The organism is Natronococcus pandeyae, assembly GCF_008122205.1.
Classification (GTDB): domain Archaea; phylum Halobacteriota; class Halobacteria; order Halobacteriales; family Natrialbaceae; genus Natronococcus; species Natronococcus pandeyae.
In genome coordinates this window covers 467,401-491,492 of the sequence record NZ_PHNJ01000001.1, presented here as the reverse complement: position 1 = coordinate 491,492, position 24,092 = coordinate 467,401, and the positions used below count along the sequence as shown (strand labels likewise).

The following is a 24,092-nucleotide window of genomic DNA, read 5'->3' as shown; positions in this document are numbered from 1 at the left end:
ATCCGGCAGTCAGTCCGCACAGCCGTCGACGGGCTCCAGTCGTTCACAGCAGTCCAGTTCGGGATCGAAACAGTCCGGACACTCCGCGGGCCGATCGATGATCGTATCGAGTCGCTCCGCGACTGTATCGTCGATGACGCTCTCGAGCGCGCGGGCCTCGTCGCGGAACTCCTCGACCTCGAGGACGTTCGCGAGGAACCGCTCGATGATGCAGTACGTCTGCAGGGCGTGGTGTGCGCGCTCGAGTCCCTCGTCGGTCAGGCTGGCACCCTTGTACTTCTCGTGTTCGACGAGATCGCGGCCCTCGAGTTTCCCGATCATCTCGTTGACGCTCGCCGGGCTGACCTCGAGCAGGTCGGCGAGCGTTCCAGTCGAGGCCGGCCCCTCTTCGATACGTTGTGCGAGGTAGATCGCCTTGAGATACTGATCTGCGGTGTTCATTTCGTCCCTCCGTCCGTCGCTATCTGGCTGCAAACTGCCGGTCGGCCCCGAACACGTCGCGCTCCGGTCATGCTCTGCGCTCCATGATCTCGGTCACTTCCTCGACGCCCTCTCGTTCCTCTTCGCGGATGTCGTACAGCGTCTCGAGCAGTCGGTCGCGATCGATCGCGAACTCGGCATCGGAGGCCTCGACCGCCCCGATCAGATCGTCGTAGAACTTGTAGGCGGTCTCCTCGTTACAGAGCTGATCGTAGAGGACGCCGTCCGTATCCTCCGGCGGCCCGTACCGCGCGTCGACCAGCGCGTTGATCTCCTCGTAAGCGACCGTCTCGGCATCGAGTTCGTCGACCAGCGCCTCGAGTCGCTCTCGGTGGTCGGCCGACTCCTCGGCGGCCTCGGCGAGCAACTCCCGCACCTCGTCGTCGATCGCCTCGCGCTCGTCGGCAGGCAGCGACTCGAGGTGGTGGGCGGCGCGTGACTCGACGACTTCCTCCAGCACGACCCCGATCTGGAGGAGTCGGGCGAGCTGGTGATCGCTCGAGACACGCTGTCCCAGACTCATGGCTATTTCTGGGTGAGCATGCTACTTAACTTCAGGCATCTCCGACCCGGATTCGGTTCAGCCGGTGTATCGCCAGGTGCGAGCACCGTCCCCGCCGTCGACCGTCTCGACCTGTCTAAAGACTGCCTTGAGGAACGACCACCAGCTCTCGGAGGTCGCGTAGCCAGCCGGGGACGTCTCGTAGAACCCCTCGACGAAGTCAGCCTTCCGTGCCTGACGCTCGTCTCGGAGGAAAGCGAGCGCCCGCCCGGCGACGGCGCGCCGTCGCGCCAGTTGCTCCTCGGAGCGGCCGGGGACGGACAGCGCCTCGAGGTCGACGAGGTCCGCGCCGGGCCGAACGTCCTCGTTCGTGAGCGGCGGCGTCGACCGATAGTCGAGTCCCGTCTCGACGTCCCGATCGAGCCGCTCTCGGGTCTTCGCGACGGCCCGCCGGGAGAACTCGTCGAGGCGCTCGACCTCGACGGACTCGAGGACGTCCGCGTCGGCCGCGACGGGATCTTCGGCGACCCGGACGACGCGCTCCGGCGTAAGCGGGGCCGAATCAGCGTCGGCTGGCGGTCGGCTGTCGTCCTCTCGTTGCTGCTGGCCGTCGGTTTCGGCTGGAGCGGGACGGTCAGTCTCGCTCATTTGCACGGTGGAACTACCACTGGTCGCTTCGGCCGGGGAACCGCCATCGGTCGCTTCGGCCGGCTGTTCGTCCGCCACGGCCCGGCGGACGGTCCGTTGCGGTCCGCCGCGGACTTCGATCGTCGGATCCTGCCCCCAGCGTCGCCACGCGTCGTCCTGGTCGGACCGCTCTCCCTCCGACCGGGAGTCGCTCCGCTCGTCCGACGAGTCGCTCTCTGCGTCTGTGTCCTCATCCAGGTCCGCGTCCTCGCCCACCGCCTCCCCACTCTCGCTCGAGTGAGCCGCGGACTCGAGGTCCTCGAGTCGCCGCTCGAGTTCGTCGATTCGCTGGCGGTACGCTTCGAGTAGTTCGTTGTCCTCGTCGGACCCGCCGCTGATCGATCCGCGGTGATCGACGATCCACCGGACGTACGCGGCCCGGTTCTCGAACCCGATCAGCCGTCGCTCCGCCTCGAGGGCCTCGAGCGTGTCTTCGTCCAGGTCGACGGGGAGTTCCCGCATCGACCACTCGTACCGCGCTTCGGTACAAAAAGGCTCGTCAGACGGTCGGGACTATCGGATCGCCGTCGTTCATTTCGACCGGCGAATCGACGAACTGGTCCGGTGCTCCCTGTCCAGACGTGTGGGTCGTCTGTTGGATATAAGTCCCCACCTGTGAAAAGTGGTGTCATGGAATCTACACCTTCAGAAGGGGTGGGCTGGGAGGGACATCCAACGGCCGATAGCCCGTTACCGGAGTTCGTCGACTGGATCCTCGGGGTCGTCGTCGCGCTGGCCGGACTGCTCTCGATCGTCGGCTGGAGCGCGCTCGCGTTTCTGGTGGACCGGGACGTGCTCGCCGAGGGGATCGAAGACGGCACCGTCACGGTAACGGTCGGGACGACCGAACTCGCCGACGCCGAAGCGCTCGAGGTGGCCGACGCCGTCGTGTCGTGGACGGGAACGGGGCTGCTGGTGACGGGCCTCGGGATGGTACTGGTCGCCGTCGGCTACGTCGTGGTGAGACACCGTGCCCACGGGCGGGCCCAAGCGGGCGAACCGGTCGATTCCTACGGCACGTACGCTGTCGTCGGCGCCGTCGTGACCGTGGTGTTCTCGTTCGTCCCCTTCTCGCCCGTTCTCGGCGGTGCGCTGGCGGGGTACCTCGAGCGCGCCGAGTCCGAACGAACGGTCAGCGTCGGAACGCTCGCGGGCCTCTTGCCCTTTTTGCCGGTCCTCGTAATTCTCGCGTTCGTCCTCGGCGGAGTGGTCGCGGGACTACTCGCCGTCGGACTGGCCGGGGAGGCGATCGTCGTCGGGGCGGCGCTGCTCTTTACGCTGTTGCTCGTGGTGACCATCGGGGCCGCCCTGGGTGCGCTTGGTGGCTACCTCGGCGGGCGGATCGCGGAACGTCGGGCGACGACTGGCGAGACGACGTCTGTTCGAGAGGGAGACGGAGTGCGAAGAACGGACGACGAATAAAAACGCCGGGTTCGGTTAGTCCCGCTGTCGAAGTCGCGCTTCGACCAGGTCCTCGAGGTCCTCGCGGAGTTCATCGACCGCGATCTCCTCGAGCACGGGCACGAAGAAGCCCTCGACGAGCATGTTGCGCGCGGCTCGGGGATCGATACCGCGGGAGGTCATGTACAGCAGGTCCTCCTCGTCGATCTGGCCGACCGTCGCCGAGTGGCTGGCCTCGGTGTCGTGGTTGTTGATGATCAGCTTCGGCGAGGCGTCGGCCTCGGACTCGTCGCTGAGCATCAGCGTGTTCTCGCGCTGGTAGGAGCTGGTGTCCCAGGCGTCGCGACCGACGTCCTGGACGCCCTCGTAGACCGAGCGGGCGATATCGTCGGTGACGCCGCGGGTGACGAGGTCGGCGGTCGTGTGCTCGGCGCGGTGCCAGACCTTCGCGTCGAGGTCGAAGTGCTGGTCGTTGTGGCCGTAGAACGCGCCGACGATCTGCGTTTCCGACCCTTCGCCGCTGAGTTCCGTCGAGACGCCCGCCTTGGTCAGCTGGGTGCCGAGGTTGACCTCGATCCAGTTGATCGTGGCGTAGGTGTCGGTCACACCGCGTTTGCGGCTGAAGTTGTAGGCCTCCTCCGAGAGGTTCTGGAGGCTGCCGTACTGGACGTTGCTGTTCTCACCGGCGGCGATCTCGACGATGCCGCTGTAGTACTGTTCGTCCTGTTCGGCGCCCGTCGACTGACGCTCGAGGATCGTGACCGAACTCGATTCCTCGGTAACGACGAGCGTGTAGTTGAACAGCGAGCGGGAGTTCTGCTCGGTCCGGATGGTGACGTCCTCGGCGTCGACGCCCTCGGGGACGTAGACGACCGTCCCGGTGCTAAAGAGCGCCGTGGAGAGCGCCGTCAGGTAGTCCTCCTGGGGGTCGACGATGCTGCCGAAGTGCTCTTTCAGGAGTTCTTCGTGCTCCTGAACGGCCTCGGCCCACGAGAGGACGTCGGCCTCTTCGGGACCGACCTGGTCCTTGTTCTCGGCCGCGTTCAGCGGGTCCACCAGCGACTCGAAGTCGAGTTCGTGGAGGTTCGTCCAGTCGCGACCCGGCGTCCGGATGACGTCCGGCATGTCGAGCTCTTCGAGCGCCTCGAGTGCCTCGAGACGGGTCTCGGTGAGCCAGTCGGGCTCGTCGAGTCCCTCGCTGATCTGCTGTACCTGCGCTTCCGTTAGATTGGCGTGTACCTGCGTACTCATATTATCCGAGGCTACCTTCCATCTCGAGTTCGATGAGGCGGTTGAGTTCGACCGCGTACTCGATCGGCAGTTCCTCCGTGATCGGCTCGATGAAGCCGGCGACGATCATCTTCTTGGCGTCGTCGTCGTCCAGTCCGCGCGACTGGAGGTAGAAGATGTCCTCGTCACCGATCTTGCCGACGGTCGCCTCGTGAGCGACGTCGACCTTCGACTCCTCGATCTCCATGTACGGCATGGTGTCCGAGGTGGACTCGTTGTCGAACATCAGCGCGTCACACTCGACGGCAGTGCTCGAGTTCTCGGCGCCGTCGGCGATGTGGACGAGACCGCGGTAGTTGGTGCGGCCGCCGTCCTTGGAGATCGACTTGGATTCAATGGTCGAACTGGTGTCGGGCGCGTTGTGGTAGACCTTCGCACCGGTGTCGATGTTCTGTCCCTCGCCCGCGAAGGCGATGGTGATGTGGGTGTCCGTCGATCCGCGACCCTTGAGGATCGTACACGGATAGAGCATGGTCGCTTTCGATCCCATGCTGCCGGAGACCCACTCCATCGTCGCGTTCTCCTCACAGATCGCGCGCTTGGTGTTGAGGTTGAACGTGTTCTTCGACCAGTTCTGGACGGTCGAGTACTGAACGTGGGCGTCTTCGCCGACGAAGACTTCGACACAACCCGAGTGGAGGTTGTGGCTCCCGTACTTAGGTGCGGAACAGCCCTCGATGTAGTGGACTTCCGACCCTTCCTCGGCGACGATGAGCGTGTGCTCGAACTGGCCCATTCCCTCGGAGTTCATCCGGAAGTACGCCTGGACGGGCATCTCGACCGTGACGTCCTCGGGGACGTAGACGAACGAGCCGCCGGACCAGACGGCGCCGTGCAGCGCGGCGAACTTGTTGTCGCTCGGGGGGACGCAGGTCGTCATGAAGTACTCCTTGACGAGCTCGGGGTGCTCCTGGACGGCCTTGTCCATGTTCATGAAGACGACGCCCTTCTCTTCCCACTGCTCCTGCATGTTCTGGTAGACGACCTCGGACTCGTACTGGGCGCCGACGCCGGAGAGTGCGTTCTTCTCGGCTTCCGGAATGCCCAGCTTGTCGAAGGTGTCCTTGATCTCGTCGGGCAGCTCCGTCCAGTCGTCGACGCCTTCACGCTTGTCGACGTCCGGGCGGATGTAGGGGACGATCTCTTCGATGTCCAGTTCGGTCAGATCCGGCTGGCCGGGCCAGTCGGTCGGCATCGGCATGTTCTGGTACTGCTTGAGCGCGCGCAGGCGGCGCTCGAGCATCCAGTCCGGTTCGTCTTTGTCTTCACTGATCAGTCGAACGACCTCTTCGGTAAGGCCTTTATCCGATTTGACGGCCGAGCGTTCTTCCTTCTTGAACTCGAACCGCGCTTCAGTGTCAGTGTCTTTGAGGTGATCTTGTTCGGAACTCATGATGTGATTGTGTATATGGTTACGGCTGTAGCGTTATTACCGTTGTTCTAGCCAAATTTGGTTACGCGGTGCCGTAGACTTCGTCGCGGACCCAGTCGTACCCCTTGTCCTCGAGTTCCTCGGCCAGCGAGGCGTCGCCGCTTTTGGCGATCTGGCCGTCGAGCATGACGTGGACGTGGTCGGGCTCGACGTAGTCGAGGATGCGCTGGTAGTGGGTGATCTGGAGGATCCCGGTGCCCTGCTCGTCGCGCAGCGCGTTGATCCCGTTGGAGACGTCCTGCAGGCGGTCGATGTCGAGCCCGGAGTCGATCTCGTCGAGGACGGCGATCGACGGCTCGAGGATGGCTGCCTGAAGGACCTCGTTCTGTTTCTTTTCGCCGCCGGAGAAGCCGGCGTTGAGGTAACGCTGTGCGAACTTCTCGTCCATGTCCAGCTGTTCCATCTTCTCCTGGAGGATCTGCTGGAATTCGGCGACGCCGACCTCACCCTCGTCCGCGGGGCCTTCCATCGGCGAGGTTTCGAAGCCTTCGTCTTCTTCCTCTTCCTCGGCTTCCTCGTCCTCGAAGAGCTCTTCGCGCTCGTCGATCTTGGCGTTGAGCGCCGTTCGGAGGAAGTTCGTCATCGTAACGCCGTCGATCTCGGCGGGGTACTGGAAGCCGAGGAAGACGCCGAGCGCCGCGCGCTCGTTGGGTTCGAGTTCGAGGAGGTTCCAGGTACGCTGGTCCTCGTCGATCTCGATATCGTTGCCGAACTCGCCCTCTTCGAGGTGGAGCAGGACCTCACCCTCGGTGACCTCGTAGGCCGGGTGGCCGGCGATGACCTTCGCGCATGTCGACTTCCCGGAGCCGTTTGGTCCCATCAGGGCGTGGATCTCGCCTGATTCGACCTCGAGGTTGACCCCCTCGAGAATCTTCTCGTCACCGTCCGCCACTTCTGCGTGCAGGTTGGATAGTTCGAGGCGTGCCATAGTGTTCTGTCGTTTGAATCGTGGGTCGTCTGCGTGATAACGGTTTCGTATCCGATTGGATACGATTTCGAATAACGAAGATTATTTTCTCGAACGGGAACCCCCACGGGGTGACAGTAAACCGCAGTGATCGGCAAACAGGAGTACCTCACCCGGTGAAGCGCCGCATTCCGACAGATGGGCGATCGTTCTAATAGGATGTGACGACCCCCAGACAAATGAGTGTGGCGGCGACCGCGGGTCGGCCGGGCTACCAGTACTGGTCCAGACCGGTCTGTTCCTGTCCCGACTTCACTTCGTCCCACGAGACGTCGAGCGCCTCGAGGATGCGCTCGATCGGCCCCTGGAGGGTCTTCTCGAGCATCGTGTCGTAGTCGACCTCGAACTCCTCGGGAATCTGGTCCTCGTACTCGAAGCAGATGACGTCCGGATCGCGCTTGAACGCCCCGTAGATCGGATCGGTTCGGGCGTCGAACCCTTCCTCCTCCTCGAGTCGTTCGAAAAAGGACGGATCGACCCGCTCGAGGTAGAGTCGCTTGGGCTTGCTCCCGCGCTGGAAGTTGGTCCCGAGCAGGCGGTTCGCGTACTTGGCGCCGCGAACCTGGGCCGTGTCGGTGTCGTAGTTGTCGAGGCGCTTGCCGATCCCGCCGGGGATACCGATCTCGTCGAGGGAGACGTCGCCCGTTTGGACGTCCTCGATGACCTCGTTGACGTACTCTTTCGCACCCTCGATGTCGCCCTCGCGGACGATCATCTCGATGACGCGGTGCTGGACCTCCTTGGTAATCGGGGCGATGTCCGATCGCTTGTACTCGAAGCCGGTGATATCGACGTCGTTGACGTCGTTTCCCTCCTTCCAGATGATGTGGCCGGCGTAGCGTTTCTTCGTGCCCGCCTGAAAGAACCGGCGGTAGAGCTTCTCGAATTCGATCTGAAACCGGTGGGCCTCGGCGTTCAGGTCCTCGCGCGCGAAGTCGTCGTAGCGCTCGTTGAGGTACTCCTCGATCTCGAAGGATTGCTCGATGGCTTCTTCCTTCGAGACGTCGGGGCCGAGCTCGAGCATGACGCTGTCGGTGTCGCCGTAGGCGACCTGATACTCCAGTTCGTTCGCGGCCGTCTCGGTGAACTCGATCACTTCCCGCCCCGTCGCGGTAATCGCGGACGCAGCTTCCTTGTCGTAGAGGCGGAACTGCTCCCAGCCCGAGACGCCGTACAGCGAGTTCATGATGACCTTCACCGCGCCCTGCTGGCGGTCGTACTGCTCGTACTCGGGGTCGCCCGGTTCGTACTCGTTGCGCAGCGATTTCTTCTCCTCGCGCTCCGCGAGCAGTTCCGTGATCATCTCGCGCATCACGCCGTCGGGCTCCTTGCGGAAGTGAATCGGCTCGGGTTCGGTCGGTGCGATGTAGGTCTCCCCGTCGTACGCGTCGGGATCGACCCTCGTCTCCGGCGAGGCGTTGATCGTCGTCATACACATCGGGTAGAGTGACTTCAGGTCGAGGACGGTGATGTTCTCTTTGACGCCCGTGATCGGCTCGAACACTGCGCCGCCCTCGTACTCCTCGCCACCCTCCTGCTGGCCCTTCGAGGGGAGGGCGAACCGGCCGTGGGCCTCGTGGAGGACGTACATGTCGACCGCGTCGCCCGGCGTCGGCGCGTCCTCGAGTTTACAGCCGACGAAGGCGCGCACCTCGTCCCAGAAGGGGATGATCTCCTGCTGGCGGTCGAGTTCGACGCAGATCTCGACGTCCCGCAGGTTGTACGCGAGCAGTTGCGTGGGATCCCCCTCCCAGAGATCACCGATGTCGCCAGCGTACCGTTCTTTGCCCACTCCGAGCTCCGCTTCGCCGACGGCGTCCAGTCGGTACGAATCCAGTTCGGAGAAGACCATCCGCTGGTAGCCGTAGAGCAGGTCGAAGACGACGCGACCCTTGATGTCGGGGCCGCCCCAGTTGCTGCGCCACACCTCGTCGACGCGGGAGAGGCGGTCGATATCGAGATCGTACTCGTGGTGGGAGCCCTGCAGTTCCTCGAGGCGGTCGAGGAAGTACGGCGCGTCGAAGTCTTCGAAGTTCCAGCCCGTCAGCACGTCGGGGTCGGTTTCTCGGATGTAGTCGACGAACGCCTCGAGCATCTCCTCCTCTTCGCCGAACGTACGGATCACGTGGTCGATCGCCCCTTCGATAGGGTCGTACTCCTCGATCTCGGTGGGGATCTCGCCGTCGCCGATGGGTGCCTCGTAGAGCCACATAATGTACTCGTCGCGGTAGGAGTCGTGGCTGGTGAGACAGATGATCGGCTCCTCGCCGTCCTCGGGGAAGCCGGAGCGGTCGTCGACCTCGATGTCGAACGTCTGGACGCGCGGTTCGGTGTCGACGTCCGTGGCTTCGACCTCCTCGTGGGGGACGATCAACGAGTCGTCGTCGGCCCGTCGCTCCGGGACGCGGATCCCGCTGCGAACGTCCTTGTCGATGAGAAGCCGGTTCGGGAAGAGGATGTCCGCCTCGTAGTGCTCGAAGTCGTCGCGCACCTGTCCGACGTCGCGGGGCGTCTGGCCGAAGATCTTGGTCAGCTTCTCGCCCCGGATACTCTCGTAGGGTTCGCCGTCCTCGCCGACCTCGCGGCTCCCGGTAAGCCGGTCGTAGGCGTCCTCCGGCGGGCGCTCGAGCGTCTCCGTCGGCGCGTAGAAGTAGGGCCGGAAGCCGACGACCTGGACGTGCTCGAGTTCGCCCGCTGACGTGCGGCCGAAGACGTGCACGATCGGCCGCTCCTCGTCGCCGTAGCCGGCGATCGTGTAGTCGACCTGCATCACGGCGAGTTCGAGTTCCCCGGTCGGTTCGGGAAGCGTCTCCTCACGAACGTCGATTACTGCTGTGCTGTTCCCCCCGCCGTCCCCGGCGACAGCGGCCGCTTCTTCGTCCGGCCGATCGGAGGACTCACCCGAGAACTCCGCAAGTCCGGTCTGGCCCGCCTCAGTCATGATGTCGAATTTTGCAGCGGCCGGATAAAAACCCTGCACTCCCATCCCCCGAGGACAACGCACTCGCCGGTGACGCACCAACCGCGGTCACACGGTATCGGTGCGACGTAATATTGAAGCGGCAACAAAGCATATAACGTGATAACACATACCATACTCCGAGGTGACTGACGTGTCCACCCGTGTCAACGACGACGAGATGACGGATCGAAGTGAACCGAGTAGTGAACCCGAGGGCACCGCGACGATCGAGGCCTACGAGACCGAGGATGGTGTCGTCTTCTATGACGCCGAGAACCCACTTGCCTGGGTCGAGACCTCCCAGACGCTTCCGCTCGAGGAACTCGCCTGAGTCTTCCGCGAGCGTGCGAACGCGAATCCTTTTCCTTCCCCTTGCCGTTCGACCACTCGTGGTATTCGATCGAAGCGAGCACGAACCGGAGGAGTGGGATCCTGAAGAGGAGTACGCGGATCCCGACAACGACTCGCTGACGATCCCACGAGTGGCAACCGAGGACGCAGGTTCCGATCTCCGGTCGGAGATGCGCTCGGAGCTCGAGTCGCCGACGACTCCCGAAATGTCGACCACCGAAGCGGACGTCTCGGGCGATCTGCTCCAGGCGTTCTGGTCGATCGTGCTCGTGGTCAACGCCGCCGTTCTCGCCCTCTCGCTGGGAGTCCTTTTCCTGATCTTCGAGGGCAGGTCGACCCACAGCATCGCGCTCGTCGGCGGTGGTGTGATCCTCTTCGGATCCGCCGTCCGCCGATACCGGAGCTACAGAGCAGCCGATGCCGATTCGACGACGAACGGCGGCGACGACGCGACGACGAACGACGACGATGACGATACGACGACGAGCGGCGACGATGCCGACGATGACAACGGTGAACCGCCCGAATCGGGCGTGGGAGCCGACGCTGCGCAGTCACCTACCGGCGAAACGAATTCGGCCCCCCAGGCCGAACACCGATCGTCGGACGACCCAGACCGAACATGAAATCCGTTCAAGACGACACCGGGAAGCGATACGTCCTTCTCAAACGGTCCGACCACGCAAGTCTCGTTCGTGATCCCGAAACCGGCAACGAATGTTACATCCAGAACGACCGTCTCGAGGCTGTCACGGACGAGTCGGCCCTCGAGACGGCCGCACGAACTGTCAGCGCTCCCGTCCGAACCCTGCTCACGGCCGTCCACGACGAGGACGGCCTCGGCCTGCTCGTCGAACTCGGCGAGCGCGGTCCGCTCGGCGTTCGGACGATGATGGACGCCTACGACTGCTGTGAGAGTGATCTACACGGACGGCTCACGGTTCTCACCGCCGCCGGGCTGATCGCGGAGACCAACGTCGGCGGCGAACGGGGCTATCAGCTCACCGACGACGGCAAGACCGCACTCGAGGCGATCGGCGCGAGAGTCGAAGAGACGTCCGAGAACCACCGCAAAAAGAGCGCGAACGCATCCGGCACCTGACCAGGTGTCGCTGTGATTTTTCGGACGACGTCTACTCCGACGCCAGCAGCGCCGCCTCCGGCGGCTCGCCGCGCTCGAGTTGCGAGCGGTTCGACGTCGCGTCCTTTTCGACGCGGACGATCGAGTCCGCTGCGCCGACGAGTTCCTCGTCGTGGCTGACGACGACGATCTGTTCGACGCCCAGGTCGCGCATCGACTCGACCAGCGACACTAGCTGCGTGACGTGACCCGAGTCGAGGAAGACGGTCGGCTCGTCGAGGATGAGCGGCGGCATCGGTGCCGTCCCCTCGACGCCTTCGGCGAGCAGCCGGTAGATCGCACACCGCAGGCTGAGGTTGAACAGCGCCCGCTCGCCGCCCGAGAGCTGTTCGGGCTCGAGGGGTTCGCCGTCCTTCTGGTAGACCGTCAACCGGTACTCCCCGTCCAGGTCGATCGCCGCGTACGAGTCGTTCTGGTAGACCAGGTCGAACGTCTCGTTCAGCAGTCGTTCCAGGGTCTCGACGTTGCGCTGGCGCAGTTCCGTCCGTAACTCGCCGTAGGTCGTCTGGAGCGTCTCGGCCTCGTCGTACAACGAATCGAGCCGCTCGCACCGGGCCTCGACGGCCTCGAGCCGCTCGCGGAGCCGTTCGAGCTCCTCGATCTTCTCCTCGACGCCGCCGATCCGTCCCTGGAGCTGATCGCGCTGTTCCTCGAGTTCCGTGAGCTTCTCGTCGACCTTTTCGATGTACTGCTCGGCGTTTTGCCGATCGTTCCGCGCAGCCGCGACGCGCTCCTCGTCGAACTCCGACTCGAGGTCGCGCTTGCGGTCGCGTTTCGCCGAGAGCTGGTCGCGGCGCTCGTCGTTCATCGTCTCCCAGTCGGTCCTGCGCTCGCGGAGCGTCTCGATCTCGCGGTCGAGTTCCGCGCGCTCGGCCTCGATCTCGGTCACGCGCCGGAGCGTCTCGAGCGTCGCCTTGATCTCGCCGCGCTCGCCGTTGATCTCGCCGAGTTCGGCCCGCGCGTCCGCGACCTCGCTCTCGAGGTCGTCGGCCTCGTCGCGCTTCGCCTCGGCTTCACGTTCGTACTCGTCGGCCGCCTCCCGGAGCTCCTCGCGCTGCTCGCGGCGCTCTTCGAGCGCGTCGCGCTTCTCGTCGACCAGCTGGGCGACGTTCTCGCGGTTCTCCTCGAGCCGGTCGACCCGCCGTTCGGCCTCGACGAGCGACTCGGCGCGCTCGATCCGTTCGTCGAGATCGTCGCGTTCGTCCTCGAGTTCCTCGCGTCGCTCCTCGAGTCCCGCCAGCTCCTCGCGTTTGTCGTCCAGCACGTCGACGTGGGGCGAATCCTCGACGGACTGGCCGCACTCGGGACACTTCCCCTCCTCGAGCAGCCGTTCGCCCTCCTCGATCGCGTTCTCGACCGTCCGGATCTCCGCGGTGACGTCACCGATCGTCGAGACGAGTTCCTCGCGCTCGGACTGGCGTGAGTCGAGCTGTGCCTCGGCCTCGCCGAACGCGACCGGCGCGTCGTCGAACGCGGCTCGAGCAGAGTCGATCTCCGCGTCGAGTTCCTCGAGTTTCGACTCCCGCTGATCGATCGCGTCGACGTCGTCCTCGAGCGCCGACTCGAGTTCGTCGGCCTCGCTTCGCGCCTCCTCGGCCTGGGTCTCGAGGTCGGACGCCGCCTCGCGCAGTCGTTCGATCTCGCCGTTGTACTCCGTGATCGAGACGCGAACGTCCTCGAGGTCGTCCCGAAGCTCGTCGTCCCGGCTCTCGAGTTCTTCGATCCGGCTTTCGACCGCGTCTTCGTCGCTCGCATCGATCTCCGCGTCCTCGAGCAGCTCGTCGCGTTCGTCGGCGAGTTCCTCGCGCTCGTCCTTGCGGTCGCGAAGGGTCTCGGCCGCGGTTTCGCGCTCGCGCTCCGTCTCGGAGATCTTCGAGCGAAGCTCCTCGATCTCGCTCTCGAGCTCCGCGATCTCCTCGCGGGTCTCCTCGTGGCGTTCGAGGACGTCCGCCGCTGTGTCACGCGTGTTCTTCGCCTCCTCGCGCTGGGACTCGAAGCGCTCGATCTCGGAGACGACGTCCGCGTGGCGCGACTCGAGTTCGTTCAGGCGGTCGTGGAGCTCCTGTTCTTCCTTTCGTTCGACCTGGGCCCGGAGATCCTCGAGCACCTCGCGCTGCCCGTCGAGCACCGACTTGACGCCGAGACGGGCGTCGCTGGCGCGCTCGCGGTACTCCTCGAGCGCACCAAGTTGCAGGAGGTCGTCGATCATGTCCTGGCGCTCTCCCGGCGAGGCGTGGATGAGCTTGTTGACCTCGCCCTGGCGGACGTACGCGCAGTTGACGAACGCGTCGGCGTCCATCCGCAGGAGTTCGGTCACCTCTCGGCGCACGTCGCGCGCGCCCTCGATGGTCTCGGTCGGCGTCTCGAGGACGCACTTCGTGGTCGTCGCCCGGTCGCCGCGAAGCTTGAGTCGGCGCTCGACGTGGTACTCGCGGCCGTCGTGGGTGAACCAGAGTTCGACCTCGCTCTCCTCTTCGCCCGTCGTGATCACGTCGTCGAGCGTCCGGTCGCCGAGCGCCTTCGAGCCGTAGAGCGCGAAGAAGACCGCCTCGAGCAGCGTCGACTTTCCGCTTCCGTTGACGCCGTGGACGACGGTGACGCCCCGCTCGAGACGGAGCTCTTCTTCACCGTAACACTTGAAGTTCAGCAGGCGGACGCGATCGACCCTCATTCGAAATCACCCAGCGAGGCGTACTCGCCGTCAGCGTTCGGTTCAGACCCAGGGCTGTCCCCAGAATCCGCGTCGGCAGCGTCGTCGGCCGACTGCTGGTTCGCCGCGGTTGTGGCATCCTCGGCCGTCGTCTCGTCGACTGCGGCGTCGTCGTCGGATTGGTCGTCGACCGCAGTCGAGGAATCGTCGCTCGAGTCGCCGTCGGCTGCGGCTGCAGACTCGTCAGGGGCTGACTCGGGCTGTGGGGCGGTCGTCTCGGCTTCGTCACCACCCGAGAGCTGATCCGCGACCGTCGTCACGTCCTCGTCGCTCGGTTCCCGCTCGGGTGCGGGTTCGAACGCGGAGCGGTCCTCCTCGAGCAGGTCGCGCACCCGCCGATCGACGCGCTCGCGGACGTTCGCGTCGGCGAGGCCGTCGTCGCGGACCGTCCGATCGATCTCGAGGGCGGCGTCGCTGAGTCCCAGTTCGCGGACGCGCTCGCGGACCGCGTCGTCGGGGTTGGCGAAGCTGACCGACACCTCCTCGCCCTCGTCGGGGAGCTCCCGTCGATCGTTCACGCGGGCGACGAGCGCCCCGCGGTCGATCGCGAGTTCCTCGACCGCCGCTGGCGTGATCGGTTTCCCGTCACCCTCGACGGTGACGATGACGACCGCGTCCTCGAGGTCGTGCTGGCGGACTCGTTCCTGGACCCGGTCGACCCCCTCGCCCTCGGCGAGTTCGACGTCGACGAAGACGAACTCGCGGGTCGACTCGAGCCCCCGGCGGCGGATCGCCGGCTCCTCGCCGCTCTCGAATCCGACGATGTTGTAGCCGCGGTCCTCGCGCTCGCTCGCGCTCGCGCGCTCGGTCGACCCGCAGTAGGTGACCCACGTATTCTGGACCTCCGCGGTGTCGGGGTGGTGGTTGTCGCCCAGCAGGACGGCGTCGAAGTCGACGGTCGACTCGTCGAGCAGCCGTTCGGTGTCCCAGTCGGCGTGGGGGAAGGGTTCGAACAGGCCGTGGCTCACGAGGGCGGCGTGCTCCGCTTCGCCGGGAACGGCCGCGAACTCGTACTCGAGGTCCTCGCGCCGCGACCGGGGGACGAAGTCGAGCCCGTAGAACGCGACGTCGCCGAGGACGTACGGCTCGGCGCCGAGGCGCGTCGCGAGGCCGAGGTCGGCGAACAGGTCGAGCCACTGAGCGTCGCGTTTCCCCTCGTGGTTGCCGACGACGGCGAGAAACGGGATGTCGGCCGCCGAGAGCGTTCGAAGGATCTCGACGGTTCCCTGGAGGTCGACGAGTCCGGGCCGGCGGTCGTGGAAGAGGTCGCCGGCGTGAATCACCGCGTCGACGTCCGCGTCGACCGCGTCGTCGGCTACGTTTCGGAAGGCCTCGAGAAAGTCCCGTCGTCGCTCGGGCGAGTTGTACTGCTGGTACCCGATGTGGGTGTCGCCCGTGTGTATCACCCGCGTCATCTGTCGGGACGTTGGCGTGCGGGGCCTAAAGGGGTTCCGTGACCGGACTGAAAGTAAAGCGAAGCGACGTGAGCGAATCGTGTCACGTTCGGAACCGGCGTCGCGACGGCTGGCATCGCGGCGGGCGCGATTTGAGACCGCGGCGGGCGCGACTGGCGAGGACCGACTGCGACGTTACGATTCGATATCGAGACTGTACAGGCGCTTGCGGGCGTCCGAGAACGAGAAGCGGGAGTCGATGACGTTCTCCTCGTCGAGGCGGTTCAGGGCGTAGCGAACCGTCCGGGCCGGCAGGAGCGTCTCGTCGGCGATCTGTTGCTGGGTCATCGTGTCGTTGTACTCGAGGACCTTCGCGACGAGCTTGGCGCTCGGGGGGAGGTCGCGGACGTCGTCCCAGGAGCCCTGGTTCGTGGTTTCTTGTTGCAGCGACTCTGAAGCACTCATCGTATACACCCATTCTAAATACGGCCTGATAATATTTTCTATTCCATCTTATGTCTAGTAGTTATACAACGAGCTCGAGTGCATCTACCCGAAGCCTCTTATGAGCCAACACCTAAACCACAGGTGATGAGCGACACTGTGGACGACGTCGACCTCCCATACGACGAGGACGAGGCGTCCCAACAGGAGAAAATTCAGGCGCTCGAGGATCGGCTAGAGATTCTCGAGTCGCAAAACGAGGAGATGCGGGACAAGCTCCTCGATGCGAACGCCGAGAACAACAAGTACCAGCAGAAACTCGAGCGGCTGACTCACGAGAACAAGAAGCTGAAGCAGTCCCCCCTGTTCGTCGCCACGGTCCAGGAACTCACGGACGAAGGCGTCATTATCAAACAACACGGGAACAACCAGGAGGCGCTGACCGAGGTCACCGAGGAGATGCGCGAGGAGATCGAGCCCGACGCCCGGGTTGCCGTCAACAACTCTCTCTCTATCGTCAAGACGCTCTCTAACGAAACTGACGTGCGCGCTCGCGTGATGGAAGTCACCGAGAGCCCCGAGGTCAGCTACGAGGATATCGGCGGTCTCGAGGAGCAGATGCAGGAAGTTCGCGAAACCGTCGAGATGCCCCTCGAGAAGCCCGAGATGTTCGACGACGTCGGGATCGAACCCCCGAGCGGCGTCCTGCTCTACGGCCCGCCGGGCACCGGGAAGACGATGCTCGCGAAGGCCGTCGCCAACCAGACCGACGCCACCTTCATCAAGATGGCCGGCTCGGAACTGGTCCACAAGTTCATTGGCGAGGGCGCAAAGCTGGTCCGCGACCTGTTCAAGGTCGCCCGTGAACACGAGCCAGCAGTCATCTTCATCGACGAGATCGACGCCATCGCCTCCAAGCGGACGGAGTCGAAGACCTCCGGCGACGCCGAGGTCCAGCGGACGATGATGCAACTGCTCTCGGAGATGGACGGCTTCGAGGACCGTGGCGACATCCGCATCATCGCCGCGACCAACCGCTTCGACATGCTCGACCGCGCCATCCTCCGGCCCGGTCGGTTCGACCGACTCATCGAGGTCCCCAAACCGAACCACGAGGGTCGTGAGATCATCTTCGAGATCCACACCCGCGGGATGAACGTCGCCGACGACGTCGACTTCTCGGAACTTGCCGAAGATGCCGAGGAGGCCTCCGGTGCCGACATCAAGGCCGTCTGTACCGAGGCCGGGATGTTCGCCATCCGTGACGACCGCACGGAGATCCGGATGGAGGACTTCCGCGGTGCCTGGGAGAAGGTCCAGGCCGAGAGCGACGAGACCGAAGACGTCTCGAAGACGTTCGCCTGAGCAGTTTTTCCTGTCGGACCGCCCCGTCCACGTTCGTTTTCACCGCCGTTCTCGAGACGCGTCGCTTGCGATCTCAGGAGTTTCGTCGAAAGCGGAGTGTCCGTCGAGCGCAGGGTACTCGTCGAAATCAGAGCGCTCGTCGAAGACGCGCCGTCCTCGAGTCGAGCCTACAGCGCCGCGAACACGAGCCACGGAACGACGAACAGTGCGACCGTGAGCACCACGAGAATCAGCAGATAGCCGACGCCGGTACTCGCCGCGGTGATCCAGGACGGATGATCGAATTCGCGTCTGTCGACTGCCATACCAGTACGATCCGGGGACGCGTTCATAAACGTACCGACCAGCCAACGGTTCCGGTCCGCTTTTATCGGGTGACTGGCTAGAGACCTCCAATGACGAAGATCGTCGTGGTGGACAACCACGGACAGTTCACCCACCTCGAGCACCGAGCGCTTCGCGACCTCGGCGTCGAGACGGAGCTGATCGACAACGACACCGACCCCGAGGAGGTCGACGCGGACGGCGTCGTCCTCTCGGGCGGCCCCGACATGGACCGGATCGGTCACTCGGCCGACTACCTCGAGGACGGCGTGCCCGTTCTCGGAATCTGTCTCGGCATGCAACTGATCGCCGAGGAACTCGGCGGCGAGGTCGGCAGCGGTGACTACGGCGGCTACGCCGACGTCACCGTCGAGATCGTCGACGACGAGGATCCCCTCACCGGCAGCCTCCATCCCGAAACCCGCGTCTGGGCGAGCCACGCCGACGAGGTCACGACGCTGCCCGACGGCTTCGAACTGACCGCCCGCAGCGACGTCTGCAACGTCGAGGCGATGAGCGACACCGACCGCGACCTCTACGGCGTCCAGTGGCATCCCGAAGTCGCCCACACCGAGGAGGGCGAACAGATCTTCGAGAACTTCCTCGAGATCTGCGAAGCGAACGCCGAGTAGCCGGCCGACCATCGACGCGGCGCTCGGTCCTCTCTTCTCCAGTCCACCCTCGCTACTGCACAGCACTCTGAAGCGTCGAGTGAGCGCTGTATTTTCACCGACGATGCTCCTGAACGCTTCCGATAACACCGGTGTTACGTGGTATCCCGAATGTCGCCGAACGGATATATGGGTTACATCACGAACTAGGTAACGTAATGCAATCACCAGACGACGCCGTTTCGATCGGGACTGGATCGGTTACAATCCTCGCTGTCGACGGAGGCGCGAACTAACGTGGCGACGAGCGTACTCGTCACCGGCGCGACCGGCAATCAGGGCGGTGCAGTCGTCGACCACCTGCTCGAGTCGAACGCCGAGTTCGACGTCTACGGGCTCACCCGAAATGCGTCGGGAGAGACCGCCCAGGACCTCGCCGACCGCGGCGTGACGATGGTCGAGGGCAATCTGAACGAGACGGAGTCGCTCGCGCCCCACGTCGCCGAGGTCGACGCGGTGTTCGCGGTCACCAACTTCTGGACGCAGGGGTACGACGCCCAGGTCCAGCAGGGCAAGAACATCGCCGACGTCGCCGCCGACGAGGGGGTCGACCAGTTCGTCCTCAGCGGCGTCGGCAGCCACGAGCGTGACACGGGCGTTCCCCACTTCGATTCGGCCTGGGAGATCGACCAGCACGCGCAGGAGCTGGACCTGCCGTTGACCGTCCTCCAGCCCGTGTTCTTCTTCCAGAACTTCGAGGCGTTCGCCGAGGACGTCGTCGAGGACGGCCAGGTCGCGCTGCCGCTCGAGGAGGGCGTCGCCCTCCAGATGATCGACACCGGAGACGTCGGCCGCGCCGCAGCGGTCGCCTTCGAGAACCCCGACGAGTTCCTCGGCGAGCGCGTCGAGCTCGCGGGCGACGAGTTGACCCTCGCCGAGACCGCCGAGACGCTCTCCGAGGTGACCGGCGTCGACGTCGAACCGGTTCACGTGCCGATCGAGGACGCCTACGACTCCTTCGGCGAGGAGTTCACCGTCATGTGTGAGTGGTTCAACGAGGTCGGCTACAGCGCGGATCTCGAGGGGCTCGAGGAGCGCTTCGGCTTCGAGTTCACTGACCTCGAGACCTACCTCCGCGAGCACGGCTGGGAGGACAAGGAAGGGATGGACTCGGTTCCCGGCTGGGTCAAGGCGATGGAGTAGACGACAAGTCGAACGGCGTCGTTTCACGTTTCGTCCTGGATCACCTGCTGCGTCCAGGCCAACTCCATTCATCTCGAGACGACCGGGGCCGTGTGGTTGCGCGCGCCATCTCTCGGGTTCGAACGAAGCGACGTGCAAGCTTGCGAGCACCTCGGAAGCGAATAGCAGTTGTACAGAACGATTGACTCGAGAAAATTCTGTACTCTGTACGGGTCAAGGAGGTAGCGGATCGGTGATCGACTTCACTGGTACTTATCAGGGGTAGTTTTGTACCGATTTGTCGGTACAACCGCAGACGTGTCACGGTTGCACCGGAACTGACTTCCAGCAGTGCGTATCACGCCGACTCGTCCTCGCAGTCCCGGTCCCGACCCTGCCAGGGATCGCTCGCCAGTCGTCCCGCGTGGCCCGGGTCGTGACCGTCCGGAAGGAGGTACTCCTGGACCGTGTACCCCGCGTCACAGAGATCGTCGAACTCCGCACAGTCGAGGACGAGTCGGACCGGCGGGACGTCGGTCTGGAGGGTAAAGGAGTCCTCAACGACGTACGGTGCGGGATCGTCTCGAGTGGTCGCATCGTCGATCGTGTACGCGCCGCGTTCAGCGCGGCCGACGATCGACCCGTCCGCGTCGACGGCCAGCACACGAACGTCGGTGAGACCATCGACGTACGACCCCTCGTGGTCGACCTCGTCGGGGTCGTGCAGCCAGGCCTCCACGCGGCCGTCGACGAGCCACTCGTCTCCGTCAGTTATCGGCCCAACCCAGGTGTCCAGATCGAACCTGAGCAGGTACGTCACCGGGTCGAACTCCTCACAGCCGGCGAGCACGCTCGCGGTGCCGACCGCCGCGAGTCCGAGGAGGTTCCGGCGGGTCGTTCTCACGCCGGATCACCGCCGTCGTACACCCGGAGTTCGTGGTCGGCCGTAACGACGGCGACGGCACCGTCCGCGACCAGCGGCCCCGCGACGGGGTGGGCCTCGAGGTCGATCACCCAGCGGGCCTCGCCCTCGCTGATCGCGTACAGTCGTCCGTCGTCGCTGGCGACGTAGACTGCCCCTGGGGTCCGGGTGGCGTCCGTCACGAACGTCCGCCGGTGGTCGCCGCCGGGGTCGAAGCGCCACCGTTCCTCGCCGTCCGCGAGCGCGAGTGCCTGTACGTAACCGGCGAAGCGGGGCACGTACGCGACGCCGTCGTCGACGGCCGGCGACCCGTAGATCGGACCGAGTCCCTCGCGTTTCCAGTGCGTCGATCCGTCGCGGTCGACGGCGCGGATCGTGCCGTGGACATCCCCCACGAGGACGCTCCCGTCGACGACCGTCGGCGGCGCAGTCGCCTCACCGTCGAGCGGGACGCCGAACCGGCGGTCGCCGTCGACGAGACGGACGAGGTCACCGTCGAGCGTTCCGACGAAGACGCCCGCGTCGTCCGCAGCCACGGGCGTCGAAGGCCGCAGGTCGACCGTCCACTCGCGGTCACCGGTCTCCGCAGCGACCGCGTACACGGCCTCCGTCGTGGCAGCGTAGACGACCCCACCGGCGGCGACCGGCTGGCCGTAAAGTCGGTGCTCGCCGGCGGAACGCCACAGGATCGCATCGTCAGGATCGTCGTCGCTCCCACCACTCGCGTGGAGGGTCGCCAGATCGAACGCCACCAGTTCGTGGTCGTCGCTGCCGAGATCGTAGCGATGGGTGATCAGGGTCCCGTCGGCGATGACACCGGTGCCGTCGATCTCCTGGGCACCACGTGCCTCCCAGCGGGGTTTGCCGTCGACACTGTCGATTGCCTGCAGTCGTTCGTCGTTCGTCTCCGGGGATCGACACACGAACGCGCCCTCGGAGAGCAGCGGTTGGCCGGTCCGGTCGTTTACGTCGGTCGCCCACCGCAACTCGGGATCCGACGGACCGCTTGCGGCCGTCACGCCGCTGTTCCCGGCGTCGTACTGGGTGGTTCGGATCGTACCCTCGAGTGGGTCGGGCTCACGATCGTCGCCGGTAGTGGTGACGCAGCCAGCGAGGCTCGACCCGCCGAAGGCAACACCGAACGTCGCCAGGACCGCGCGTCGGTGGGACGTCATGAACGTTGTATTCCTCTTTACCTATTTGAATCTTGTATTAAGTTCGGTTGCGGTGTGAGCGGTGCAGGACCGGTCCGGCCGTCGGTGACGTCCGGGCCGTCGATCTAGAGCGGTAGCTCGACCGCTTCGTCCGCAGTCGCCGTCGCCTCGTCGATCCGGTGCTCGAGCGCGCTCGTGGTGACACTCGAGCGTGCGGCGGCTGCCGTACCACCGTCTCGACAGCGACTGCTACCGCCGTCTCTCCCGACGAAGCCGAACAAAACGCTTCTGTATGTCTGTCAGTCCAAACTCACTCGAAGAGAAGAACGGCAAAATCAAACGCGGGCTCGTTAGTCGATCGCTTCGGCTCTCGCTCGCAGCTTTTCGAGCACCGACGGCCGACCGCGACACTCGATCTCGACCGTCTCTCCGGCGTAGTCGATCGACTCGACGGTCGTCCGGTCGTAGGCCCGCGACACCAGCGACATCGCGTCGTCGGTGTTCGGCAGCCGAAGCGTCGCGCGTTCCTCGGGGAACCGCTCCCGGACCGCCGACCGGAGCGCGTCGACGTTCGTTCCCTCGAGCAGGCTCGCGAGGATCGGGTCCGCTGCCGCCTCGGGGACGAGATCCGTCGCGGTCGAGTACCGGCGCCGGCGCTCGTCGTCGGTCAGGGATTCGGCTTTGTTCAACACCGTCACGATCCGCTCCTCGTCGACGTCCTGGGCCTCGAGCACCTCGAGCGACACCGAGAGTCGCTCGCGGAACGTCTCGAGGGTGTCGCTCGCGTCGACGACGAGGACGACGACGTCCGCCGCGGCCGCCTCCGACAGCGTCGAACTAAACGATTCGACGAGGTCGTGTGGCAGGTCGTCGACGAACCCGACCGTGTCGGTGACGAGGGCGGGTCGGCCCTCGAGGGTCGCCCGTCGCGTCGTCGTCTCGAGGGTCTCGAACAGCCGATCCTCGACGGCGGCGGTCGCGTCCTTCTCGGAACCGGGTTCGCGATCCGTCGCCGTCTCCTCGAGGGACATCTCGTCGGCGAGTCGGTGCAACAGCGTCGACTTGCCGGCGTTGGTGTAGCCGGCTAGCGTGACGAGGTCGAACCCTTCCTCCCGACGACGCTTCCGGAACTGGTCGGCCGGATCCGGGAGTTCGTCGAGTTTTCCCTCGAGTCGGTCGATCCGCGTCTGCACGTCGTAGATGCGCGATCCCTTCTCCGTCTGCTGGTTGAGTATCCCTTCGTCCGCCGCCGCGATCACCCGCGGCAGGTCGTAGCGAAGGCGCGCCAGTTCGACCTGGAGCTGGGATCGCCGGGTTCCGGCCTGGCTCTCGAATATCTCGAGAACGAGGCGATAGCGGTCGACCACGACGGTCTCGTCGGGCATCGCTCGTTCGACGGTGTGGTGTTGGTCGGGCGTGAGTTCGCCGTCGACAACGACGCGGCCCGCCTCCCGGTCTTCGACGGCGGCGGCGAGTTCGTCGAGTTTTCCTCGCCCGAGATACGTTCCGGAGTCGTCCGGGCCGACCTGCGTTACCTCCGCGACGACGCTATCCCCGTTCGCCCGGACGAGCCGCTCGATCTCGTCGGTTTCGACGGGTGCGGTCGGTGATCGCTTCACGATAACTGTGTTCGTCGGCTGCGTATCGACTGATGGTGACATGGTGTGTTCGATGGTCGCTGTTCGAGTGCGGTGCGCGGGTTCGGCTCGAGTCCGTGGCGGCCCGTCCGAACCGTGGACGAGGCGGGACGTGGCGGGGCTGGACGAGGCGAGGCAGGACGAAGCGGAGTGCGTCGGCGCTGGCTGAACCGTCGCCGCTGGACGGCGAGGGCGAGCCCGACTCACCGAACGAAAAGGGTCTCCATAGGCTGTGACCGTGTATTCCGGAACGCGGTACTAATCTGTTGTGCAGGTATGCTACACGGCGCCATGGTGCGTGAGTTCGGACGAACGCCGTCGCTACCGACTCGAGTCGTCGACGAAAAGCGGGTCGAACGCTCCTTACTCCCCGAACAGTTCGTCGACGGCCTCGCGCGCGGCGAGTGCGGCGTCGTCGGCGACCTGTTCCGGGTCGGCCTCGTCCTCGGGAGCGTTCAGGTAGACGTCGACCTCGAGGACGCCCTCCTCGAAGGTCACCGTAACGTCGTAGTCGCGAACGTTGGATTGCTTGTACCGGGAGAAGATGAGCCCCTCCGCGGCGTCGGAGGCCGTCTGGACGATCTCCTCGTCCGTCGGCTCATCGCCTGTCATTTACGCGCCGCCTGCGCCCGGACCGCCTGGGCCTGCTGGGCCGCCGCCCATGCCGCCACCCATCAGCTCTTCGAGGTCCTCCTGGAGGTCCTCGAACTGATCCTGGACACGCTCTTCTTGCTTCTCGAGGGTCTCGAGGCGGATCTCGAGGGAGTCGACCTTGTCTTCGAGGTCGTCCTGGGCCGTCTCGTAGTCGGTCTCGACGAAGAGTTCGCCGACGTTCCGGTACATCGTGGTCTCCTCGTCGACGTTCTCGAGTTCGTCGAGCGCGCTCTCGGCTTCGTTCAGGTTGGTCTCCGCCTGCTGCTTCTGGACGGCGACTTCCTGTGCGGTCTCCTGCAGACCCTGAAGCTGTTCGATTTTCTCCTGCGCTTCCGGCGGCAGATTTCCTTGCATACTTCGACCGTAGCCCTCCGGACTGATAAAGCCAAGCTTTGTCACTCGCGACGAAACCGGGCGGATCAGCCCGCCCTCATCGTCCGTTTCCACGGGTTGGGCGTGCAGCCTGCACGCCTATACGGATC

23 protein-coding genes are annotated in these 24,092 nt (G+C 64.9%); 7 read left to right on the top strand and 16 right to left on the bottom strand.

Features of this window, described 5'->3' with window-relative positions:
* Window positions 1-9: 9 nt before the first annotated feature.
* From CV102_RS02460 to CV102_RS02450, 3 genes are all read right to left on the bottom strand, one after another.
* Window positions 10-441, bottom strand: a complete 432-nt coding sequence (locus tag CV102_RS02460) for a metal-dependent transcriptional regulator (protein WP_148856253.1) — start codon at window positions 439-441, stop codon at window positions 10-12.
* 67 nt (window positions 442-508) lie between these two features.
* Window positions 509-1,003 (bottom strand): ferritin-like domain-containing protein, encoded by a 495-nt coding sequence (locus CV102_RS02455; RefSeq protein WP_148856252.1) that lies wholly within the window; start codon window positions 1,001-1,003, stop codon window positions 509-511.
* 57 nt (window positions 1,004-1,060) lie between these two features.
* The gene (locus tag CV102_RS02450; protein WP_148856251.1) at window positions 1,061-2,131 is read right to left on the bottom strand and encodes a hypothetical protein; all 1,071 of its coding nucleotides are present in this window, start codon (window positions 2,129-2,131) and stop codon (window positions 1,061-1,063) included.
* 168 nt (window positions 2,132-2,299) lie between these two features.
* Here CV102_RS02450 and CV102_RS02445 point away from each other — a divergent pair, with 168 nt between their 5' ends.
* On the top strand, window positions 2,300-3,091 hold the full coding sequence (locus CV102_RS02445) for a DUF5518 domain-containing protein (protein WP_148856250.1): 792 nt from the start codon (window positions 2,300-2,302) through the stop codon (window positions 3,089-3,091).
* Between the two features lie 15 nt (window positions 3,092-3,106).
* Here the strand turns inward: CV102_RS02445 and sufD are convergent, their stop codons facing one another.
* From sufD to CV102_RS02425, 4 genes are all read right to left on the bottom strand, one after another.
* Window positions 3,107-4,321 (bottom strand): Fe-S cluster assembly protein SufD, encoded by a 1,215-nt coding sequence (gene sufD, locus CV102_RS02440; RefSeq protein WP_148856249.1) that lies wholly within the window; start codon window positions 4,319-4,321, stop codon window positions 3,107-3,109.
* 1 nt (window position 4,322) lies between these two features.
* Entirely contained in the window at window positions 4,323-5,753 is a 1,431-nt protein-coding gene (sufB, locus tag CV102_RS02435; protein ID WP_148856248.1) for a Fe-S cluster assembly protein SufB, read from the bottom strand.
* 61 nt (window positions 5,754-5,814) lie between these two features.
* Window positions 5,815-6,720: an ABC transporter ATP-binding protein gene (locus CV102_RS02430; protein ID WP_148856247.1), complete on the bottom strand. Its 906-nt coding sequence runs from the start codon at window positions 6,718-6,720 to the stop codon at window positions 5,815-5,817.
* 250 nt (window positions 6,721-6,970) lie between these two features.
* On the bottom strand, window positions 6,971-9,700 hold the full coding sequence (locus CV102_RS02425) for a DNA-directed DNA polymerase (RefSeq protein ID WP_148856246.1): 2,730 nt from the start codon (window positions 9,698-9,700) through the stop codon (window positions 6,971-6,973).
* Between the two features lie 163 nt (window positions 9,701-9,863).
* On the opposite strand from CV102_RS02425, the gene CV102_RS02420 reads away from it, so the two are divergent.
* Genes CV102_RS02420 through CV102_RS02410 form a run of 3 tightly spaced genes read left to right on the top strand, consistent with a single transcriptional unit; the run spans window position 9,864 to window position 11,174 of the window.
* Complete coding sequence (locus tag CV102_RS02420) at window positions 9,864-10,052, top strand: DUF7331 family protein (RefSeq protein ID WP_148856245.1); 189 nt, start codon at window positions 9,864-9,866, stop codon at window positions 10,050-10,052.
* Between the two features lie 58 nt (window positions 10,053-10,110).
* The gene (locus CV102_RS02415) at window positions 10,111-10,698 is read left to right on the top strand and encodes a DUF7322 domain-containing protein (RefSeq protein ID WP_148856244.1); all 588 of its coding nucleotides are present in this window, start codon (window positions 10,111-10,113) and stop codon (window positions 10,696-10,698) included.
* The gene (locus tag CV102_RS02410) at window positions 10,695-11,174 is read left to right on the top strand and encodes a DUF7346 family protein (protein ID WP_148856243.1); all 480 of its coding nucleotides are present in this window, start codon (window positions 10,695-10,697) and stop codon (window positions 11,172-11,174) included. The genes CV102_RS02415 and CV102_RS02410 overlap by 4 nt, the downstream gene beginning before the upstream one ends.
* 31 nt (window positions 11,175-11,205) lie before the next feature.
* Here CV102_RS02410 and rad50 read toward each other — a convergent pair whose 3' ends face one another.
* The 3 genes from rad50 to CV102_RS02395 all read right to left on the bottom strand — a co-directional run bounded on the left by rad50 (window position 11,206) and on the right by CV102_RS02395 (window position 15,782).
* A complete protein-coding gene (rad50, locus tag CV102_RS02405; RefSeq protein WP_148856242.1) occupies window positions 11,206-13,884 on the bottom strand; it encodes a DNA double-strand break repair ATPase Rad50 in 2,679 nt (892 codons plus the stop codon).
* Window positions 13,881-15,338: a DNA double-strand break repair protein Mre11 gene (gene mre11, locus CV102_RS02400; protein WP_148856241.1), complete on the bottom strand. Its 1,458-nt coding sequence runs from the start codon at window positions 15,336-15,338 to the stop codon at window positions 13,881-13,883. Before mre11 ends, rad50 begins: the two co-directional genes overlap by 4 nt.
* Before the next feature lie 174 nt (window positions 15,339-15,512).
* Window positions 15,513-15,782 (bottom strand): MarR family transcriptional regulator, encoded by a 270-nt coding sequence (locus tag CV102_RS02395; RefSeq protein WP_148856240.1) that lies wholly within the window; start codon window positions 15,780-15,782, stop codon window positions 15,513-15,515.
* A 126-nt stretch (window positions 15,783-15,908) separates the two neighbouring features.
* On the opposite strand from CV102_RS02395, the gene pan1 reads away from it, so the two are divergent.
* A complete protein-coding gene (gene pan1, locus CV102_RS02390) occupies window positions 15,909-17,126 on the top strand; it encodes a proteasome-activating nucleotidase Pan1 (protein WP_148856239.1) in 1,218 nt (405 codons plus the stop codon).
* 167 nt (window positions 17,127-17,293) lie between these two features.
* Here the strand turns inward: pan1 and CV102_RS25720 are convergent, their stop codons facing one another.
* A complete protein-coding gene (locus tag CV102_RS25720) occupies window positions 17,294-17,431 on the bottom strand; it encodes a hypothetical protein (RefSeq protein WP_187432840.1) in 138 nt (45 codons plus the stop codon).
* 90 nt (window positions 17,432-17,521) lie between these two features.
* Here CV102_RS25720 and CV102_RS02385 point away from each other — a divergent pair, with 90 nt between their 5' ends.
* Both CV102_RS02385 and CV102_RS02380 read left to right on the top strand, forming a co-directional pair.
* Window positions 17,522-18,082: a GMP synthase subunit A gene (locus CV102_RS02385; protein WP_148856238.1), complete on the top strand. Its 561-nt coding sequence runs from the start codon at window positions 17,522-17,524 to the stop codon at window positions 18,080-18,082.
* A gap of 276 nt (window positions 18,083-18,358) precedes the next feature.
* On the top strand, window positions 18,359-19,264 hold the full coding sequence (locus CV102_RS02380; protein ID WP_148856237.1) for an NmrA/HSCARG family protein: 906 nt from the start codon (window positions 18,359-18,361) through the stop codon (window positions 19,262-19,264).
* A 337-nt stretch (window positions 19,265-19,601) separates the two neighbouring features.
* Here CV102_RS02380 and CV102_RS02375 read toward each other — a convergent pair whose 3' ends face one another.
* The 5 genes from CV102_RS02375 to CV102_RS02355 form a co-directional block, all read right to left on the bottom strand.
* On the bottom strand, window positions 19,602-20,147 hold the full coding sequence (locus CV102_RS02375; protein ID WP_148856236.1) for a hypothetical protein: 546 nt from the start codon (window positions 20,145-20,147) through the stop codon (window positions 19,602-19,604).
* Window positions 20,144-21,340 carry a PQQ-binding-like beta-propeller repeat protein gene (locus CV102_RS02370; protein ID WP_148856235.1) on the bottom strand — a complete coding sequence of 399 codons (1,197 nt, stop codon included), beginning with the start codon at window positions 21,338-21,340 and terminating at the stop codon, window positions 20,144-20,146. The genes CV102_RS02375 and CV102_RS02370 overlap by 4 nt, the downstream gene beginning before the upstream one ends.
* 329 nt (window positions 21,341-21,669) lie before the next feature.
* Window positions 21,670-22,980 carry a GTPase HflX gene (gene hflX / locus CV102_RS02365; protein ID WP_148856234.1) on the bottom strand — a complete coding sequence of 437 codons (1,311 nt, stop codon included), beginning with the start codon at window positions 22,978-22,980 and terminating at the stop codon, window positions 21,670-21,672.
* 339 nt (window positions 22,981-23,319) lie between these two features.
* Window positions 23,320-23,568, bottom strand: coding sequence for a DUF3194 domain-containing protein (locus CV102_RS02360; protein WP_148856233.1), 249 nt, complete (start codon window positions 23,566-23,568; stop codon window positions 23,320-23,322).
* Window positions 23,569-23,964, bottom strand: coding sequence for a prefoldin subunit beta (locus CV102_RS02355; protein ID WP_148856232.1), 396 nt, complete (start codon window positions 23,962-23,964; stop codon window positions 23,569-23,571). It abuts the gene before it with no gap.
* Window positions 23,965-24,092: the final 128 nt, after the last annotated feature.

Coding starts and splice junctions, on each gene's coding strand:
- CV102_RS02455 (WP_148856252.1), bottom strand. CDS start 1,003: ATGAGTCTGGGACAGCGTGTCTCGAGCGATCACCAGCTCGCCCGACTC.
- CV102_RS02430 (WP_148856247.1), bottom strand. CDS start 6,720: ATGGCACGCCTCGAACTATCCAACCTGCACGCAGAAGTGGCGGACGGT.
- CV102_RS02445 (WP_148856250.1), top strand. CDS start 2,300: ATGGAATCTACACCTTCAGAAGGGGTGGGCTGGGAGGGACATCCAACG.
- CV102_RS02360 (WP_148856233.1), bottom strand. CDS start 23,568: ATGACAGGCGATGAGCCGACGGACGAGGAGATCGTCCAGACGGCCTCC.
- CV102_RS02410 (WP_148856243.1), top strand. CDS start 10,695: ATGAAATCCGTTCAAGACGACACCGGGAAGCGATACGTCCTTCTCAAA.
- CV102_RS02370 (WP_148856235.1), bottom strand. CDS start 21,340: ATGACGTCCCACCGACGCGCGGTCCTGGCGACGTTCGGTGTTGCCTTC.
- CV102_RS02385 (WP_148856238.1), top strand. CDS start 17,522: ATGACGAAGATCGTCGTGGTGGACAACCACGGACAGTTCACCCACCTC.
- sufD (WP_148856249.1), bottom strand. CDS start 4,321: ATGAGTACGCAGGTACACGCCAATCTAACGGAAGCGCAGGTACAGCAG.
- CV102_RS02355 (WP_148856232.1), bottom strand. CDS start 23,964: ATGCAAGGAAATCTGCCGCCGGAAGCGCAGGAGAAAATCGAACAGCTT.
- rad50 (WP_148856242.1), bottom strand. CDS start 13,884: ATGAGGGTCGATCGCGTCCGCCTGCTGAACTTCAAGTGTTACGGTGAA.
- hflX (WP_148856234.1), bottom strand. CDS start 22,980: ATGTCACCATCAGTCGATACGCAGCCGACGAACACAGTTATCGTGAAG.
- CV102_RS02450 (WP_148856251.1), bottom strand. CDS start 2,131: ATGCGGGAACTCCCCGTCGACCTGGACGAAGACACGCTCGAGGCCCTC.
- pan1 (WP_148856239.1), top strand. CDS start 15,909: ATGAGCGACACTGTGGACGACGTCGACCTCCCATACGACGAGGACGAG.
- sufB (WP_148856248.1), bottom strand. CDS start 5,753: ATGAGTTCCGAACAAGATCACCTCAAAGACACTGACACTGAAGCGCGG.
- CV102_RS25720 (WP_187432840.1), bottom strand. CDS start 17,431: ATGGCAGTCGACAGACGCGAATTCGATCATCCGTCCTGGATCACCGCG.
- CV102_RS02395 (WP_148856240.1), bottom strand. CDS start 15,782: ATGAGTGCTTCAGAGTCGCTGCAACAAGAAACCACGAACCAGGGCTCC.
- mre11 (WP_148856241.1), bottom strand. CDS start 15,338: ATGACGCGGGTGATACACACGGGCGACACCCACATCGGGTACCAGCAG.
- CV102_RS02425 (WP_148856246.1), bottom strand. CDS start 9,700: ATGACTGAGGCGGGCCAGACCGGACTTGCGGAGTTCTCGGGTGAGTCC.
- CV102_RS02460 (WP_148856253.1), bottom strand. CDS start 441: ATGAACACCGCAGATCAGTATCTCAAGGCGATCTACCTCGCACAACGT.